This is a genomic window from Moraxella sp. 179-F 1C4 NHS (assembly GCF_045370505.1).
Lineage (GTDB): Bacteria > Pseudomonadota > Gammaproteobacteria > Pseudomonadales > Moraxellaceae > Faucicola > Faucicola tetraodonis.
Genome location: NZ_JBIQEC010000005.1, coordinates 86,045 through 103,524, shown reverse-complemented (window position 1 = coordinate 103,524; position 17,480 = coordinate 86,045). Strand labels below are relative to the sequence as shown.

The 17,480-nt window shown below is 41.4% G+C and carries 13 protein-coding genes and 1 tRNA gene; 11 read left to right on the top strand and 3 right to left on the bottom strand.

The annotated features are described in order from the left end of the window. Positions 1–164: 164 nt before the first annotated feature. Both mnmG and ACH0AB_RS03920 read left to right on the top strand, forming a co-directional pair. The gene (mnmG, locus tag ACH0AB_RS03925) at positions 165–2,051 is read left to right on the top strand and encodes a tRNA uridine-5-carboxymethylaminomethyl(34) synthesis enzyme MnmG (RefSeq protein WP_406877262.1); all 1,887 of its coding nucleotides are present in this window, start codon (positions 165–167) and stop codon (positions 2,049–2,051) included. Positions 2,052–2,134: 83 nt separating this feature from the next. Continuing rightward, entirely contained in the window at positions 2,135–3,091 is a 957-nt protein-coding gene (locus ACH0AB_RS03920) for an AEC family transporter (protein ID WP_406877261.1), read from the top strand. A gap of 22 nt (positions 3,092–3,113) precedes the next feature. Here ACH0AB_RS03920 and ACH0AB_RS03915 read toward each other — a convergent pair whose 3' ends face one another. After that, positions 3,114–5,162, bottom strand: coding sequence for an Lnb N-terminal periplasmic domain-containing protein (locus ACH0AB_RS03915; protein WP_406877259.1), 2,049 nt, complete (start codon positions 5,160–5,162; stop codon positions 3,114–3,116). Positions 5,163–5,414: 252 nt separating this feature from the next. Here ACH0AB_RS03915 and ACH0AB_RS03910 point away from each other — a divergent pair, with 252 nt between their 5' ends. Beyond that, positions 5,415–5,705, top strand: coding sequence for a YeaC family protein (locus tag ACH0AB_RS03910; protein ID WP_036595824.1), 291 nt, complete (start codon positions 5,415–5,417; stop codon positions 5,703–5,705). Positions 5,706–5,823: 118 nt separating this feature from the next. Here ACH0AB_RS03910 and ACH0AB_RS03905 read toward each other — a convergent pair whose 3' ends face one another. Beyond that, positions 5,824–7,137, bottom strand: a complete 1,314-nt coding sequence (locus ACH0AB_RS03905; protein WP_406877258.1) for an acetyl-CoA C-acetyltransferase — start codon at positions 7,135–7,137, stop codon at positions 5,824–5,826. 362 nt (positions 7,138–7,499) lie between these two features. Here ACH0AB_RS03905 and ACH0AB_RS03900 point away from each other — a divergent pair, with 362 nt between their 5' ends. From ACH0AB_RS03900 to ACH0AB_RS03885, 4 genes are all read left to right on the top strand, one after another. After that, on the top strand, positions 7,500–8,882 hold the full coding sequence (locus tag ACH0AB_RS03900) for a 3-oxoacyl-ACP reductase (RefSeq protein WP_406877257.1): 1,383 nt from the start codon (positions 7,500–7,502) through the stop codon (positions 8,880–8,882). 257 nt (positions 8,883–9,139) lie between these two features. Further along, a complete protein-coding gene (locus ACH0AB_RS03895) occupies positions 9,140–10,036 on the top strand; it encodes a MaoC family dehydratase (protein WP_406877256.1) in 897 nt (298 codons plus the stop codon). Positions 10,037–10,133: 97 nt separating this feature from the next. After that, complete coding sequence (locus ACH0AB_RS03890) at positions 10,134–11,492, top strand: serine hydrolase domain-containing protein (RefSeq protein ID WP_406877255.1); 1,359 nt, start codon at positions 10,134–10,136, stop codon at positions 11,490–11,492. A 59-nt stretch (positions 11,493–11,551) separates the two neighbouring features. Continuing rightward, positions 11,552–11,971, top strand: a complete 420-nt coding sequence (locus tag ACH0AB_RS03885; RefSeq protein WP_406877254.1) for an HIT family protein — start codon at positions 11,552–11,554, stop codon at positions 11,969–11,971. A 40-nt stretch (positions 11,972–12,011) separates the two neighbouring features. On the opposite strand, the gene modA is transcribed toward ACH0AB_RS03885, so the two are convergent. Further along, on the bottom strand, positions 12,012–12,953 hold the full coding sequence (modA, locus tag ACH0AB_RS03880) for a molybdate ABC transporter substrate-binding protein (RefSeq protein WP_406877253.1): 942 nt from the start codon (positions 12,951–12,953) through the stop codon (positions 12,012–12,014). 241 nt (positions 12,954–13,194) lie between these two features. Here modA and ACH0AB_RS03875 point away from each other — a divergent pair. The 4 genes from ACH0AB_RS03875 to ACH0AB_RS03860 all read left to right on the top strand — a co-directional run bounded on the left by ACH0AB_RS03875 (position 13,195) and on the right by ACH0AB_RS03860 (position 17,443). Beyond that, positions 13,195–13,281: transfer RNA gene (locus ACH0AB_RS03875), tRNA-Leu, on the top strand. 329 nt (positions 13,282–13,610) lie between these two features. Then, a complete protein-coding gene (locus ACH0AB_RS03870; protein WP_406877252.1) occupies positions 13,611–14,726 on the top strand; it encodes a polysaccharide biosynthesis/export family protein in 1,116 nt (371 codons plus the stop codon). 16 nt (positions 14,727–14,742) lie between these two features. Next, positions 14,743–15,174 carry a low molecular weight protein-tyrosine-phosphatase gene (locus ACH0AB_RS03865; protein ID WP_282849625.1) on the top strand — a complete coding sequence of 144 codons (432 nt, stop codon included), beginning with the start codon at positions 14,743–14,745 and terminating at the stop codon, positions 15,172–15,174. Between the two features lie 100 nt (positions 15,175–15,274). Beyond that, positions 15,275–17,443 carry a polysaccharide biosynthesis tyrosine autokinase gene (locus tag ACH0AB_RS03860; RefSeq protein ID WP_406877250.1) on the top strand — a complete coding sequence of 723 codons (2,169 nt, stop codon included), beginning with the start codon at positions 15,275–15,277 and terminating at the stop codon, positions 17,441–17,443. Positions 17,444–17,480: the final 37 nt, after the last annotated feature.

The window sequence follows — 17,480 nt, the reverse complement described above, 5'->3', positions numbered from 1 at the left end:
GATTTTTTTATGAGTTTGATTTTTTCGTCATGTCGTTGGTAATTGTTGAAGCAAAGTATCACGCTAAATACTCAATGATTGGCATTGATAAAAAAATAATTGATAGCCGTCTAAGCATGGTATAATTGTCAGTTTTTATTGACAAGCGAATGATGGGTGACACGATGAAATACCCTAAAATCTACGACGTAATTGTGATTGGTGGCGGTCATGCTGGCACAGAAGCGGCGCTAGCTGCTGCACGCATGGGTCAGCAGACGCTGTTATTGACGCATAATATTGAAACCTTGGGACAGATGAGCTGTAATCCTGCGATTGGCGGGATTGGCAAGTCGCATTTGGTGCGTGAAGTCGATGCGTTGGGCGGCGCTATGGCGCTTGCCACCGACAAAGCAGGGATTCAGTTTCGTGTGTTAAATAGCCGTAAAGGTGCCGCTGTCCGTGCTACACGCGCCCAAGCGGACCGTATTTTATATAAAGCGGCGATTCGCCATACCTTAGAGAATCAGCCAAACTTGGATATTTTCCAACAAGCGGCAGATGATATTTTGGTTGAAAACGGCAAAGCGGTAGCCGTGGTTACCCAATCAGGGATTGAGTTTGCTTGCGGCGCAGTGGTGTTGACGTCTGGCACTTTTTTAGGTGGCACTATTCATATTGGACTGGAAAACCACAAAGGGGGACGTGCAGGCGATCCGCCTTCTATCCGTTTGGCGGATAGATTGCGTGAACTCAAGCTGCCGGTTGGACGTCTCAAAACAGGCACGCCACCACGCATTGATGCGCGCACGGTAGATTTTAGTGTCATGACCGTGCAGCCCGGGGATACACCACTGCCCGTCATGTCGTATTTGGGCGATGTGTCCATGCATCCGCGCCAAATCAACTGCTATATCACCCATACCAATGAACGCACCCACGACATTATCCGCAGCGGGCTGGATCGCTCACCCATGTATTCAGGCGTGATTGAAGGCATTGGTCCCCGTTATTGCCCATCGATTGAAGATAAAATTCATCGGTTTGCTGATAAAGATAGCCATCAGATTTTTATTGAGCCTGAAGGGTTGACCACCCATGAGCTTTATCCCAATGGGATTTCAACGAGTTTGCCATTTGATATTCAGTTGGCTTTGGTACACTCCATGAAAGGGCTGGAAAATGCGCACATCTTGCGTCCTGGCTACGCGATTGAATACGATTATTTTGACCCACAAAATCTTAAACCAAGCCTTGAGACCAAATCGATTGATAACCTATTTTTTGCCGGTCAAATCAATGGAACGACAGGGTATGAAGAAGCCGCTGCGCAAGGTATCTTAGCTGGGTTAAATGCTGCACGTCGTACCCAAGGACTGGATGCTTGGACACCGCGCCGCGACCAAGCCTATATCGGTGTATTGGTAGATGATCTCATCACCAATGGTACCAAAGAGCCGTACCGTATGTTTACCAGTCGTGCCGAATACCGTCTGCTGCTGCGTGAAGACAATGCCGATCAACGCTTGACAGAAATTGGGCGTGACTTAGGACTGGTGGACGATGCGCGCTGGCAAGTGTATAGCGATAAAATGACAGCGATTGAGCAAGAGACCGCACGTTTACGCTCGCTTTGGGCAACGCCTACTAATACGCTGGGTCAATCATTTATCGATAAAACCGGCGAAGTACTGACCAAAGAAAATAACGCGCTTGATTTGTTAAAACGTCCGAATGTGTCATTTGATGATATTAGCGAATTGACCGAATCGCCCGTGTCTGCTGAAGTGGGTGAGCAAATTGAAATTGGTGTCAAATATGCCGGTTATATCGATCGTCAGCAAGTTGAAATCGGTCAGATGAAAAAACTTGAACACACGCTGATTCCAGACGATTTTACTTATCATGATATCTCTGGGCTTTCCAATGAAATCGTGCAAAAACTTGAAAAAGTGCGCCCAACCACGCTTGCCCAAGCCAGTCGGATTAGCGGCGTCACGCCAGCTGCGGTACAGCTTTTGGCCATGATGATTAAAAAAAGCAAAAAAGCGCGTGAAGTGCTAAGCTCTTAACTTTAAGCCATGCTCCATAAGTCCCATGGTATTGGTATGTGCCATACTTGGGACTTTTTTATTTTCTACTCAAAAAAATTATTATGCTAACTGCCTTTCTCTTTGCGCTAAAAATTACCTTGCCCAATATCTTGCTGATGTTATTGGGGGTGATGATGCAAAAAAAACAAACCATCAACCAGTCGTTTGTTGAAATCGCCTCTGATATGGTCTTTAATTATTGTCTGCCATGTTTGCTATTTTTTAGTATTCTAAAAAGTGACATTCATTTTGCGGAGCAGGTCGATTTGATTAAATCGGGATTTATGGTCACTTTTGGGCTGTTTTTGCTCGGTGAGCTATTTGCCTATTTTTTTGTCAAAGACACCCGCGATAAAGGTGTGTTTGTACAAGGTGTCTTTCGCAGTAACATGGCGATTATGGGGCTGGCGACTGTGACTAATGCATACGGTAGCCAAGGCGTGAGTATCGGTGCGGTTTATATGGGTCTTTTAACCATTGTGTATAATGTGTTATCTGTGATTAGCCTAAGCAGAAATGATAACAACAGCCAAGGCGTGGTTAAAAAAGCCATCACCATGACCAAAAAAATCGGGCAAAATCCGTTAATTATCGCATTGGTATCAGCGTTTGCTTATAAGTTATTGCAGCTGCCGATGCCGCCTGAATTTATCATCAAAACAGGCGAGTTATTGGCGGCGGTAGCATTACCGTTGGCTTTGATTTGTGCAGGTGCGACACTCGATATCAAGTCGATGCTCAATATGACAGGCGTGTCTATGCAGGCTAGCATCGGTCGAATTATCGTGGCGCCTATCACCGCGGTCGTGGTAGGTAGCTTGATGCAGTTATCACCGATACAAATGGGCGTGATGTTTATTATGGTAACATCGCCTGTTGCTGCTGCCAGTTATGTGATGGCTCGCAGCATGGGGGGCAATGAAATATTAGCGGCCAATATTTTAGGATTTACCACCGTGTTTTCTATGTTTAGTCTAGCCATCGGCATGGCATTGTTGCGCCATTTTGGCCTCGCTTAGCACAAAATTGGCTAATCGTAGATTATTCAAAATAGTGTAGCCATTTTAGCGCAACTTCATCAACGTTATCGATATTGTCAGACTTTGGCAGCCATTCGCGGCTAGCGGTGACCCGAATCGCATTGGTTTGATTGATATCATATTGACTACCAATACTGAGTTTGGGCTGCCAATAGCTTTCGTTATCGCTATCGCCACTTATCCAAAATGGCAGTGTTAATTCCGATATCGCACGCCAATTTGGACGCAATTCTGCATTGCATCCGACATTGACGCCAAGCCCAGCACGATAACCATGATATAAGCCCTTACCAAACTGCGCTGCAAGAGTGCCCAAGCCATAGCAAATATTGGCGGGCATATCGCCTGTATTTGGGGCAGCGCTACCGATTGCCACGCTTTTACCAAATTCACCGCTAATATTTGCGACCAAATGATTGTCTGTAGCGCTGTGGTCATCTTTGTTGCTACTGCTAGTACCCTTGATACCGTCAAAGACTCGCTGTAGGCCAATATTGCCACCCCAAGAATTGCCTTTTTTAGCGCTATTAATCGGATGCAATGAACGCACATCAAATAATCCTAGTTGCTCAAGTTGCACGCTATCTTGGTGGTCGGCGTTGTCATGGATGCTAAGACCCATACTCAATGCCGTCAGTTGTGAGCCTATGGGATAGCCATCAATTTTATCCAACGCATCACGATACACCATGCGATAATTTAAAGTGATAGCCTGGTTACTTTCTAACTTAGGTCGTCCACTGACCCTGTCAAACGACTGCTGGCTGACCCCGATATCAAATCGACTTAAAGGATTAGCCAGTACAGGATTGTCGCGGCTAGGCAATATCTGAGGACTTAACGGCCGATCTTGATGGGTATTGGTATTGGTATTGTTAAAAGCCTTGGGATGATTTGCTGCGTTGCGGGCATTTAATTGCGCTTGCACAATAGTCGGTGTTGAAGGACTAAAATTGGTAGAGCGAATCAAATTTTCTTGGTTTAACATGCGTACCACTTGGGCAGGGGAAACCATTGGGGAGTCAGTCACTAAAAAATTTTTATTAGGAAAAATAGAATTTAGTAACACCAAAATTTCAGAGGCGCAATTATCGGATAACAGATAATAGGGCAAATTTTGGTCTTTGATTTCCCAAGTTCGATAGGCAAGTTGTTTAACTTGTTTATCGCTGAGATTGAGCTGATATTGCCATACGTTGCGCCCATTATCTTGCAAATATTCTTTGATACCTTGCTGATAATTGGTTATGGTAAATTCGCCTGCATTGCCACCGATACTAGATTTGTAAGCAAATTTTAAAAAATGCTCACCGTCAGTAACTTTCGGGGTGAAGTTCAAATAGTACTGATTGCTAAGGTCGGCATTATCAAATCGCAAAAAACTATGGGCAAACGCAGACGGTGGGCTATCTAAATACTCACTGGCGAAAATTAATGAGACGGATTGGGGATTGATTTTCTGTAGCCATGAATCGAGTGCATCGCAATGTTGGTTGGGTAGGATTGAGGTATCGATGGCTAAGTTTTCAATGAGCCACTGTGTACGAGCGGGAAAGCGACATTGGACAGAGGCATTATTTTTTTGGGTAGGGTGAAATAACTGTGTGAGGATTTCATCAAGTTCTGCTTGGGGATTTTTGGCGCCTTGCGCGCTGGCAAAAAATTGTCGTTGGCTTGCTTGTGAGTTAAAACGATTGTTGACCCGACTTTCAAAGGGCTGTTTTGTGGTGACTGTTTCAGGATAATACAACAACCGCAGCCACGCTTTTTGCGCAGCTAAGTTTTGCTTATGGGCTGATGTCAATGCCCTTTGCAATGCTTGGGTAGCGGTAATAGGCGTCGGCGTAGATGGGGCTGTATCTGACGAAAATTGCTGAACTGGAGCAGTTGATACAGGCGATACAGGCGCTGCTAACGCATAATGTTGGCCGGATATTAGGCTTAATACAAAGACTGCTTTAGCCAACTGCTTTTGATTAAAAGCTGTTTTTTTTTGATTAAAAACACGGGTTACAGCGTGTTGATGATAGCTGTATTTGAGAAGATTCATAGGGGTGCTCTATTTTATAAGGTAAGTTTTTATAAGGTAAGTTTTCAAAACTTTTGATAAGCAAAGCATATAATATCTGTGTGCAAATTAACATTGCCCAATTTGTAATCACGCCATTGTAGGCAGCTATCTGGCTATAAGACAACTTGCCAAATAGATTTTATCCGCTTAATTTGCTATAATTTTTTAATTATTTAGCAAAATTTTTTTAAACTATTGTGATTTATTAAAGGGTATAAGGACAATTCAGTCATGGATAAACAAGCGATTTTATCAGCGTTAACGCCTGAAATTGTTGAAAAATTTCGTCAAGCGATTTCGCTTGGCAAATGGGAAGATGGTCGAAAGTTGACGGAGGAACAGCGTCAAACTTGTATGCAAGCGGTGATGGTGTGGGAGCATGAATTTTTGGGCGTAGAAGAGCGCACTGGCTATATTCATCGACCCAAAAAAGCGGCAGAAGACTGTGATATCGGTCATGATCATCACTACCCAAATAAACCGCAGGACGAGGACGGTGAAAAACCGATTAAATTTAGTTAGGCGATAAAAAAGGCGAGTTCATTATCTCGCCTTTTTTACACTATTTTTTTGAGTACTTATTTATCAGTTACTTGAATACTAAGTAGTTAAATATAAGCACTTGGTATTAGCTACTTGATTATTTTTCTAAAATGGCGACCACACCTTGTCCGCCCGCCGCACAGATAGAAATCAGCGCACGACCTGACCCTTTTTGATCCAGTAGTTTAGCGGTGCTAGCAAGAATTCGACCACCCGTTGCGGCAAACGGATGTCCTGCAGCAAGTGATGAGCCATTTACGTTAAGTTTACTGCGGTCAATCGCGCCAAGTGGCTTATCAAGACCTAAGCGCTCTTTACAAAAACTTTCGTCTTCCCACGCAGCAAGCGTAGACAATACCTGTGAGGCAAATGCTTCATGAATTTCATAATAATCAAAGTCTTGCAGCGTTAATCCTGCACGTTCCAACATACGTGGCACAGCATACGCAGGTGCCATCAATAAGCCTTCTTTAACACCTTTTTTACCTGTAAAATCAACTGCAGCGGTTTCTTGGTAGGTGAGATAAGCAAGCGGTTTTAATCCATTCGCTGCAGCCCACTCATCTGTCCCTAATAACACACAAGATGCGCCATCGGTCAACGGTGTTGAGTTGCCCGCCGTCATGGTTGGGTTGGCATTTTTCTTACCAAATACAGGTTTTAATGACGCCAATTTTTCTAACGAAATATCAGGACGTAGATTATTGTCGCGTGTTAAACCCTTAAATGGCGTGATTAAATCATCAAAAAAACCCTCATCGTACGCACGCGCCAAGTTTTTATGACTATTAAAGGTAAACTCATCTTGCGCTTCACGGGTGATCGCCCATTCAAGTGCGGTGATGGCTTGGTGGTCACCCATCGATAATTTAGTACGCGGTTCACCATTTTGCGGTGCATCAATCAAGTCTTTTGGATTAATGCTTAATAACGCTTGTAAGCGATCTTTATTGGTTTTGGCATTATTAAGTTTTAACAGCGCTTTACGCAGCCCATCACCAATGCCTAAAGGGGCATCAGAAGTGGTGTCAACACCGCCTGCAATCCCTGAATCAATCAGCCCCAAGGCGATTTTATTGCTCACTGCGAAAGCCGCTTGTAGTCCAGTGCCACACGCTTGTGACACATCGTAAGCAGGCGTTTGCGGACTTAACGCCGTGCTTAACACACATTCACGGGTGAGATTGATATCACGGCTTAATTTAATGACCGCGCCCGCTACTACTTCACCCAAGCGTTTATCTTGTAAGTTATAGCGTTCCACCAAGCCGTTAAGCGCAGCTGTCAACATTTCAGAGTTGCTGACATTGGTATATTGACCATTTGAACGGGCGAACGGAATACGGTTGCCACCTAAAATAGCGACCTTTTTACCAGCAGGTTGATGAGTGGGGTGTTTAAAATTGTCCATAGAAAAGTCCTTTTGAGCAATCAATTAAAAAAATTGGATAAGCTTAAACTAAATAACTTTTTAAAAATAACTAAATTTTTTAAAAATAACTAAACTTTTTAAGTTGCAGTGATGTTACCATAAAACGCAGACAAAAATATCGCCTAAAAGTATATATATAACGATAATTTATATAAATAGGTAAAACCAATAAAATTTTATTTAATATGACTGTTCAATGTTGTTTGATTGGTATAAAATTTACACAGTATCTATATACAGTATCTATGTTTAGCAGCTGTGTTTAATGGAGTGTTTAACTCACTTTTTAATTGAGCCTTATCTAATAGCCTAAGCAAAACTAACTATTCAAAGGAGTCCTCATGTCAGACCATTATTCAGAATTTGTCCAAAATCCATTGGGACGTAAGATTGCCCAAAATTTGGGTTTACCGATGCCAATCAGCCTTGAGCGTTACAAAGACGGTCAAGCACCTGTGACAGGTAGTGTCATTTTTGGGGTCAGTGAAAACGCTGTCATAGCAAATGACATCGCCAAAGTATTAGCGAATGTGCAAGCCGATGTCTATCTAGACCCCAATGAGTCAGCGCGTTATGCTTTACAAAATGCACAGATTGACGCTGAGCAGTTTGGCGCGAATCAGTATTTTAAAGTGGCTATTTTCGATGCTTCAGGTATCAACACAACCCATGAGCTGAAACAAGTTTACAACTTCTTCCATCCGATTGCGCGTTCGATTGACCGCTCAGGTCGCGTTATCGTCATTGGTTTGCCACCTGAAAAATGTACCAGTATAGCACAGGCAGCAGCCCAGCGTGCTTTAGAAGGATTTGTCAAATCCGTCGGTAAAGAGTTTAAGCGCGGTATCACAAGCCAGCTTATCTATGTAGACCCAAATGCGGCGCAAAACCTTGAATCTACTTTACGTTTTTTTGCCTCACCGCGTTCTGCTTATGTGTCAGGTCAAGTAGTGAGAGTTGGCGAAGGCAACCCAGTCACGGTTGATTGGCAAAAGCCTTTAAAAGGTAAAACACTGGTAGTGACTGGCGCGAGCCGAGGTATTGGCGAAGCCATCGCAAAGGTATTATCGCGTGATGGCGCACATGTCATCTGTGTCGATGTGGCTGCACAGCAATCGGACTTGCAAAAAGTAGCAGGTGAGATAGGCGGCTCTACTTTAACATTAGATATCACCGCCGACGATGCCGGTGAAAAAATAGCCGCAGCGGCAGCCAAACGTGGCGGCTTAGATGGTATTGTGCACAATGCCGGCATAACACGTGACAAGACATTGGCGAAAATGGATGATAACATGTGGGATGCCGTCATGAACGTCAATCTCAATGCGGAAGAAAAAATTGATGATTATTTACTCAGTCATGACAGTTTCAATGAAAACGCGAGAATCGTCTGTGTATCATCGATTAGTGGTATTGCCGGCAATTTGGGACAGACCAATTATGCCATGAGCAAAGCTGGCGTGATTGGCGCGGTACAAGCGACTGCACCTACGTTAAAGAACGGTATTACCATCAACGCGGTAGCGCCAGGATTTATCGAAACCCAAATGACCGCTGCGATACCTTTTGCGATTCGAGAAGCAGGTCGCAGGATGAACTCAATGAGCCAAGGCGGTTTGCCGGTTGATGTGGCTGAGACCATTGCTTGGCTGGCTTGCCCTGCATCGGGCGGCGTCAATGGCAACATTGTCCGCGTCTGTGGGCAAAGTGTGTTGGGTGCGTAATTATTGACGAGCTGAAAAAATCAGTATCGAAAATATCGCTACTGATTTTTTTTCATTATTTTTTCTAAGTCAAACTTAAACTAAGCTTTATGCAAAAAATCAACAATTAGATTGTGACATTCGATTATAATAAACTAAGTTCTCAGATTTTGAGATCTGACGGTAACGAGAAGTAATGGAATATACCCGAACACTATCTAATCAAATAGCCATTTTTTGGCTCAAGCTTAAAAAGTAAAAAAGTAAGGACAGTCTGTATGTCAGACCAAAATTTTAGTCGTTTGCCAAAACCGCACACCACCTATGCCAATATTATCAAAAGTTTTTTACCCATTGGCGACCAGGACAAATCAGCCAATGCGGTGCTGCCCAATGCTATTTATAGGGTCAATACGCTTGAAATCGACCATGATAACTTAGCCGATTACCGCAGAATTTGTGGTTTTGAAAATAATAGTTACGTGCCGCCGACGTATTTTGCGGTACTGTCGCAGTCGTTACAGATGAACATGATGGTCAAAGAGCCATTTCCCTTTGCCATGCTCGGCTTGATTCATGTGCAAAACAGTGTTACCCAATATCGGCGCATTAAAGATAGCGCAATTTTTAAAATGGAAGTGAGCTTTGCTAACTTGCGCGACCATGATCGTGGTAAGCAGTTTGATTTTGTGACTAAAGTTTTTGAAAAAGATGAGCTGGTGTGGGAAGGGACTTCGACGTATTTATCACGCCAAAAACGTCAAAAAACGACTCAAAAATCATCGACGACGCAAGTAGAATCCAAGCCCACACTTGATGACAATGATATGCATGAATTCTGGGAAATTCCCGAAGATATTGGGCGTCGCTATGCGTTTATCTCTGGGGATTTTAATCTGATTCATTTGCATCCTTTATCTGCCAAGGCATTTGGTTTTCCAAAAGCCATTGCCCATGGTATGTGGACAAAAGCCAAATGCTTGGGGGCGTTAGGTGATTTGCCAGAGAGCTTTACCTGTGATGTAACGTTTAAATTACCGATTTTTTTGCCCTCTGAAGTGGAGTTTATCGCAAAATTTGATAACCGTGACGAACAGGTGGATTTTGGTGTGTATGATCCCGTCACACCAAAAGCCAATTTGATTGGGAAAATCACGCAAGCACAGGCTAAATAATAGCGACAGAAAAATTTCAATAAGGGTTCAATGTTAAGCGGCTATTTTTTAGTAGGGTGTTTTTTAGCATAGGATTTTTTAGGATGCTATTGAAGCAATGAAGGATTTAATGGATTATCAAGCGCTCAATCAAAGCCTAGCACAACTGTTATCACAATTTGATCTTAATCAAAAGGTAGGTGGCTGCAGTCTGGTCATTTTTCATCAAGGTAAACCGGTCACTCAATTGGCTCACGGTATCGCAAATATTGATAAAACTAACCAGCAAATTACACCTTGGCAGCCATCCACCCTGTCGCTGAATTTTTCGACAGGCAAGGGGATACTGGTTACGTTGATTCATATTTTAGTGAGTCAAAATCTTTTAGCGTATGATAAAACCCTTGCTAGTTATTGGCCAGCATTTGCCCAAAATGGCAAAGATAGCGTCACTTTGCGCGATATGCTAACGCACGAATCGGGATTATTTAATATTGTCAGTATTACCGAACACGCCAAAGACATGCTAGATTGGCAATTGATGGTCAGTAATGTCGAGCAAATGGCATTAAATAGTCCAACTAATACGCAGAGTTCAGGTAATAGTTCAGCTAATAAGAAGCAGCCTGTTGATCAATCAACCGAATCCAGTGCGGCTTCCCATGCGGATTCTAGCGCGGCTTATAGTGCTTTGGTATCAGGCTGGGTATTGGGTGGGCTGATTGAAAAAGTAACGCAATTACCGCTGCAGCAAGTCCTAGAATATTATTTATTGCAACCGCTTAATTTGGTCGGTCAAGTCTACTTTGGGGTACCCAAAGACAAAGTTGAACAGGTTGCCGGCCAAATACGTGCCAAAGAGACTCAAGTTAAGCCTTTACTCACTCAAGATGCCGACTCAACGCTACGATTTTATCAATCCTTGCCTTTTTACCCCGAGTGGTTAACATTGTCTCAATCGGGCTCTCCTTTGACAACGCAGGCCATTAACGCGCTGTATTTTCAACCTGCTAATATCAATATCGAAGACTATAAATCTGCGCTGGTACCCATCGGTAGCAGACAATTTAATTATTATCACCCTGTCACCCTGCAGGCGAAAATTCCTGCCGCAAATGGAGTAGCCAGTGCGATAGCATTGGCAACAGTCTACGCCATGCTTGCAAATCGCGGCGTTTGGCAAGGTAAAACCCTAATCAATTCTGCTGTTTTTAAGGCGCTTTCAACCATTCACAATGAGCAATTTGACAAAATCATGCCAGCGGTGATGGCATGGCGACTCGGTTACCATCGCGTGTTTAGTCTGTTCCATGATGTGTCTGATGCATTTGGACATATGGGATATAATGGGTCTATGGCTTGGTGTGATCCTAGTCGCGCATTAGCAGTCAGCTTTGTACATAATTATGATGTAACTATGCTGGGTGATGATCGACAATTTATCTTGAATGAAACCATATTAGATTTTTTTGCTTAGCGCGTAATTGCTGAGTCTTGTTTCTTAGCCCCATTTAAACAATAAAAGGAATGTAATCAATGCAGTATGACAATCAAAATATTTTTGCCAAAATTCTTCGTGGCGAGATTCCTAGCCATAAAGTTTATGAAGATGACAAAACGCTTGCTTTCATGGATATCATGCCGATGGCAGAAGGGCATGTTTTAGTCATTCCAAAATGTGAAGCCGTTGAGTTGTCGGATATGCCAGCAGATTACATTGTGGCAGTTTTCAGCACCGCGCAAAAAGTCATGGCAGCGCAGCGCAAGGTATTTAATCGCCAAGGTATTGTGCAGATGCAGTTAAATAATGCGGAGGCAGGACAATCGGTATTTCATTACCACGTTCATTTGATTCCAAGCAGTATTTATCATCTTGGCTTGCATGAAAATCGTCAAGGCGATCATGAGCGTCTAGCATCGCTGGCTAATCAATTAAAATCAGCAATTGCAAATTAATTCGCGACTTGCAAGTAGCGGATAATTAAAACCCAACCTCCTATTTGCAAGCAGGTAAGATAGTTGTCGAGGTACAAATCGGCAAAAACCCCGCATCGGTTAAAACATCTTGTGCTTTTGCCGATTTTAGATAATCCACAAAAATTTGACTGGTGTAAGGTTGATTCAAAATAATGCCATCTTGCAGAATTGGCGGATAACTATTTTTAGGCAGTATCAAATAGTTATTGCTTAGCGTATTCACATTTTGCAGGGCAATGTTATTGGGTTTATTCAATACTTGCGAGAGGCTTACAAATCCAAAATCTGCTTTCCCACTATCCGTTAACGCAAAAGTTTCATCTAGGGTATTGGTATAAATAATCTTAGGCTTGATATTATTATAAAGGTTTTGATTGACCAACCAGGCTTCTGCTGCCACGCCATAAGCTAAATTTTCTGGATTGGCTATCGCTAAACTAAAGGGTTTATTGTCGAGCATCAACTGATCAAGCGTGGTAGTAGGGCTAATGTCCATAGGATATTTATGACTATAAAGCACTAACTGCCCACGGGTATAAGTAAAAGGCGAAGATTTAACACCCTTAACACTGGCAAGCATTTGCTTTGGGTAAGTCTGGTTACCCGATAAATAAATATCAAAGCTTTGGGGATTGGCATTTACCGTATTATAGAGCGCAGTATTAGGCGCAAAAGTAATTTGAATCTTTATATTCGGATAATTATGGTTAAAATCTGATACCAAGATAGGCAATACCATGCGAAGATTGGAAAAAGCGGCAATACGTAGAGTTTCAGTCGCTTTGGGTGAAGAGGCAACAGGCGCATTGGTTGAAATTGTTTTGGCAGGTTCTTTGCTAGATTGGTTATTGGCCGCCGTTGAATTTTGATTGTTATTAGGAGAATTACAACCCGCCATTAATGCTGTGACAATAAATAGCATCCTATTGAAAAAGTTCGAGGCAGGTTGATTAAAAGTCATAAATTAACAAATTTTACCCTAGTTTTAGCGATATTATGATTAAGTGGCGGGCAAGAATACTATACAAAGTAGTAAGTGAGTGTGTAAAAAACGTATCGATTTTATTGAAAAATTATTTTTTACGTATTTCTCATTCTGAGGGAAAAATAATTGAAAAAGTTGTTGCAAAAAAAAATAAAGTTGCTAAAATACCACCCCACATAGCCAATTAGAGATAAACTAAAAAGCTATAGCCATCCATGCCAGTGTGGTGAAATTGGTAGACACGACGGATTCAAAATCCGTTGCCTTTAAAAGCGTGTCGGTTCGAGTCCGACCACTGGTACCAAATTAAAGCTCCTGATAACAGGGGCTTTTTTTTTGAACCAAAGTTTCTGCATAAAAAATTGCTGTACAAATTATTAAGATGTTATGTTTAATTGTTTATCAAGCAAATCTATAATGCTATAATGGATTAAATGTTAACCAGCAGAAGTGCTAACACTTTTCTTGGTAGCTAAAATATTAATTAATTTGTTAAGATGGCTATGTTACTTAAATTTACAAAATTTACAAGCCTGTAGCATTCAACTTTTATTACAATTACCCATCATATTGGCTGATATTGTTAGATTTTGCCTTTTTACTCTACGAGTTTTTATTCTACGAGATTGTCACATGTTAGCAAAGTTCATAAAATTATTTCCTATTATCTTTGCACTTTCATTTGCTGGATGCAGCTCTAAAACAGCGATTACTAGCGGTATGAATGTTGGTAAATTGCCCGAATCGACAACACCCGACCAACCCGTGTCGTTTGTAGCAGATAATGGCATGCGGTTTAATGTGACCGAATTAACGGCAAATAATATTCCTATGCCTAACCTATTAGGGCCGAGAACAATCTCTTTTCCACCTGTCTCAAAAGCCGCTGGAACTTATAGTGCAATTGCAAAAGGTGATGTGATTGAAATATTCCTGCCTGGATATCCTGAAATCACACCTGTCGTGCAATCGACAGGGAATAATATTTATGCGAATGGTTACCTAGTTGACCAGAGTGGTTTTTTGCAGTTTCCAATGATAGGGCGAGTGAAAGCTGAAGGGTTAACAGTGTCACAACTCACCAACCAAATAGCAAGCCGTTTATCTCGTTATCTTAAACACCCAGACCCACAAGTACGGGTTATTTCCTATCGTGGGAATAAGTTCTATGTTGATGGGCAGGTAAAATCGCCTGGACAGTATGATATCGCGGATCAGCCAGTCAATCTCTATACCGCAATCAGTATGGCAGGCGGCACCATTAATACCTCAGATACCAATAACATTCAGCTGATACGCGACGGTAGAAGCTATAACTTTGGTTTTAAATCACTACAAAACGCTGGGTATTCCCCAAATTCGCTATATTTGAGAAATGGTGATACCATCAAAGTCGGTGATATAACCAATCATAAAGTCACGGTAATGGGCGAGTTTAATAAAATCAGTAATATTGAAATTCCTGAAAACGGTATCAGTTTGGCGGGCGTCATAGGCGAGGCGAATGGATTAATTGGTACTACTGCAAATGCTAAAAAAGTTTACGTATTACGTGAAAATTCGTCGAATAATGCTAATATCTATTATGTTGATATGACTTCCCTAACAAATTTTTCTTTAGCAAATCGCTTTAAAATGCAACCGGGTGATGTGGTGTATGTAGACCCAACTGGTTTAACACGCTGGAATCGTATTCTTAGTCAAATTCTTCCTTCAGCGGCATTACCTGGAGTTGTAAGACAATTTTAATAGCTAGGTTTTTATTATGTCATTTAAAAAAATTTTAGTGGTGTGCGTTGGTAATATTTGCCGTAGTCCTATCGGTGAAGCGCTATTACAGAAACAGCACCCTAATCTAATTGTTAAATCAGCGGGATTAAGCGCATTAGTGGGTGAAGGGGCAGATGAAAAAGCCATTCAAGTGATGGATGAATGGAATGTTGATATGCGTAGTCATCGCGCCCAGCAGCTTACCCAAGAATTGATGCAAACCTTTGATTTAGTACTGTGTATGTCCAAAGATCAAGAGAGTTGGATAAAACAAAATTACTCAAGCCAACGTGGGAAAGTATATCGGATTGGTCACTGGATAAACGAAAATGTAGCCGATCCTTATAAACTACCCATTGAAAAATTTTATGAAAGTCGAGCAGTGCTCAGTAAAGCCGTAGAAAGTTGGAAGGATAAATTAGCTTAACTTATAAATCTAGCAAAGTTTTCGAATTTATAAGAAAGATTTATTTATCTTGTAATAATTAAAATGTATTTTATCGTAGTTTAGAATCAAGTGAGTAAGCATGGATCAGAAAGTAAATGATGATGAAATTGATTTAAGAGCATTAATCGCAACTTTGTTAAATCATTGGAAATTAATTTTATCAATGCTGTTACTTGGTTTATTAGGCGGTCTCTATTATGCGCAATCGGCAACGCCTATCTATAAAACAAACTCATTGATTCAAGTTGACAAAAAATCCTCAGGCGTCTCTGCATTAGGCGCGGACGTTGCCGGTCTTCTAAACGCTCAAGATGGTTCTGCACAAACGGAAGTAGAAATCATCAATTCTCGCATGATTCTGTGGCCTGTCATTAACCAATTGCATTTGGATTTAGCGGTCAATCAACTTAAAGACAGTTTTTTAGACAAATTACTTACCAAGAAAAGTGTTCTAGTTAGTCATACAGACAATGGTGTGGGTAACTTAAAGGTGGGGCTTTGGATAGCTGAATTTAATGTACCATTAGCTTATCAAAACAAGAATTTCGTGTTGACAGCAATTGACAGCCAAAATTTTAAACTGATTTCGCCTGATGGCGCAGAGTTTACCGGTAAAGTTGCAACGGCATCACGTTTTAAAACGAGTGCGGGTAACATTGATATTCAAGTCACCTCATTAGCCCCCGGTTATTCTTATAACTTGAGTAAACTTACACCGGCTAAGGCGATAGAAAACCTTAGAGCAAATCTTGCGGTGGCTGAAAAAGGTAAACAAACAGGCATTTTAGACGCTTCTCTTACAGGCGCTAATCAAGATGAAATCACCCATACTTTAACGCGCATCGTTAAAATGTATGAAACGCAAAATCTTGATAAAAGTAGCGCGGAAACGACTAAAACACTTGCATTTATGCAAGAGCAACTGCCTAAACTCAAATCAAAACTTGCCGAAGCGGAAGCAAAATTTAATAATTTTCGTGAGCAAAATGCGACAGTTGATATTGATAAAGAAGCTGAATTAGCTATCAAAGTAAGATCTGAGATTGAAACCAACCTGCGTGAACTTGAACTAAAACGAGCAGAATTATCCGAGCGTTATACGGATGAATATCCGGTATTAAAGCAATTAAATATGCAAATACAAGAGCTAAAAGACAAAGAAGACGCTCTTGAACAAAATATCACGCGTATTCCAGAGGTTCAGCGGCAATTTTTGGAACTATCGAGTGACGTTAAGATTAGCAATGAGATTTATTTAAATATGCTTAAAAACTATGAGCAATTACAAATTGTCAAATCTGGACAGCTGGGCAATGTACGCATCATCGATTTACCGATTAACACTTATGTACCAATTGCCCCTAAAAAAGCGCAAATTGTCCTAATTGCGACTCTTTTAGGTTTGCTGTTAGGCATTGGACTAGCATTCTTAAAATCATTGCTGTTTGCGGGCGTGAAAGATTTAGAAGAATTAGAAAACAATACGGATATTCCGGTGATTGGTGTCATTCCTCATTCGCCTCGATTAACGCGGTTGTTAAAAAGTAAATCAACTAAAATTCCCTTGGTTGAGCAAATCGAACCTGAAGGTATTGTTAGTGAAGGCTTTAAGTCCATTCGCACTCATTTATTGTTTAATGCAACAAAAACTGATGGCAATACGTTGTTAGTGACCAGTGCAGGACCTGGTATTGGTAAGTCATTTATTTCAGCCAACCTTGCCGTGGCGATGGCGTTGACAGGCAAACGGGTACTGTTAATTGACGCAGATGCTAGGTTAGGTCATCTGCAAGACCGATTTAATTTGCCAAATATCAATGGATTGGTTGATTATTTGGTTGATGATAAGATTGATGCGGCTAATAGCAGCTATATGATTCAAACCACACTATATGAAAATCTGCATTTTATACCTAGGGGCAAAGGCCATAGCCACGCTTCAGAATTATTATTAAATGGAAAAATGAAAGCGCTTCTAGATTTTTATCGTCAGTTTTATGATTATATCATTATCGATACGTCACCTGTAATGGGCACTTCAGATGCGCTATCGATAGGGCAGTTGGTGGATTCTGTCTTATTTGTCGTACGATATGACGTTTCAAACATAAAACAGGTAAATTATGCAATCGAAAAACTACAACGTGCGAATGTAAAAGTAGAAGGAATTATTTTCAACGATGCTAAGCAGTCTTTAATTGGTGCCTATAATTATCACTATGGTTATGAATACAAATCAAAGAACTAATGATATAACAATCAAGCATAGCCATATCATCTACTAG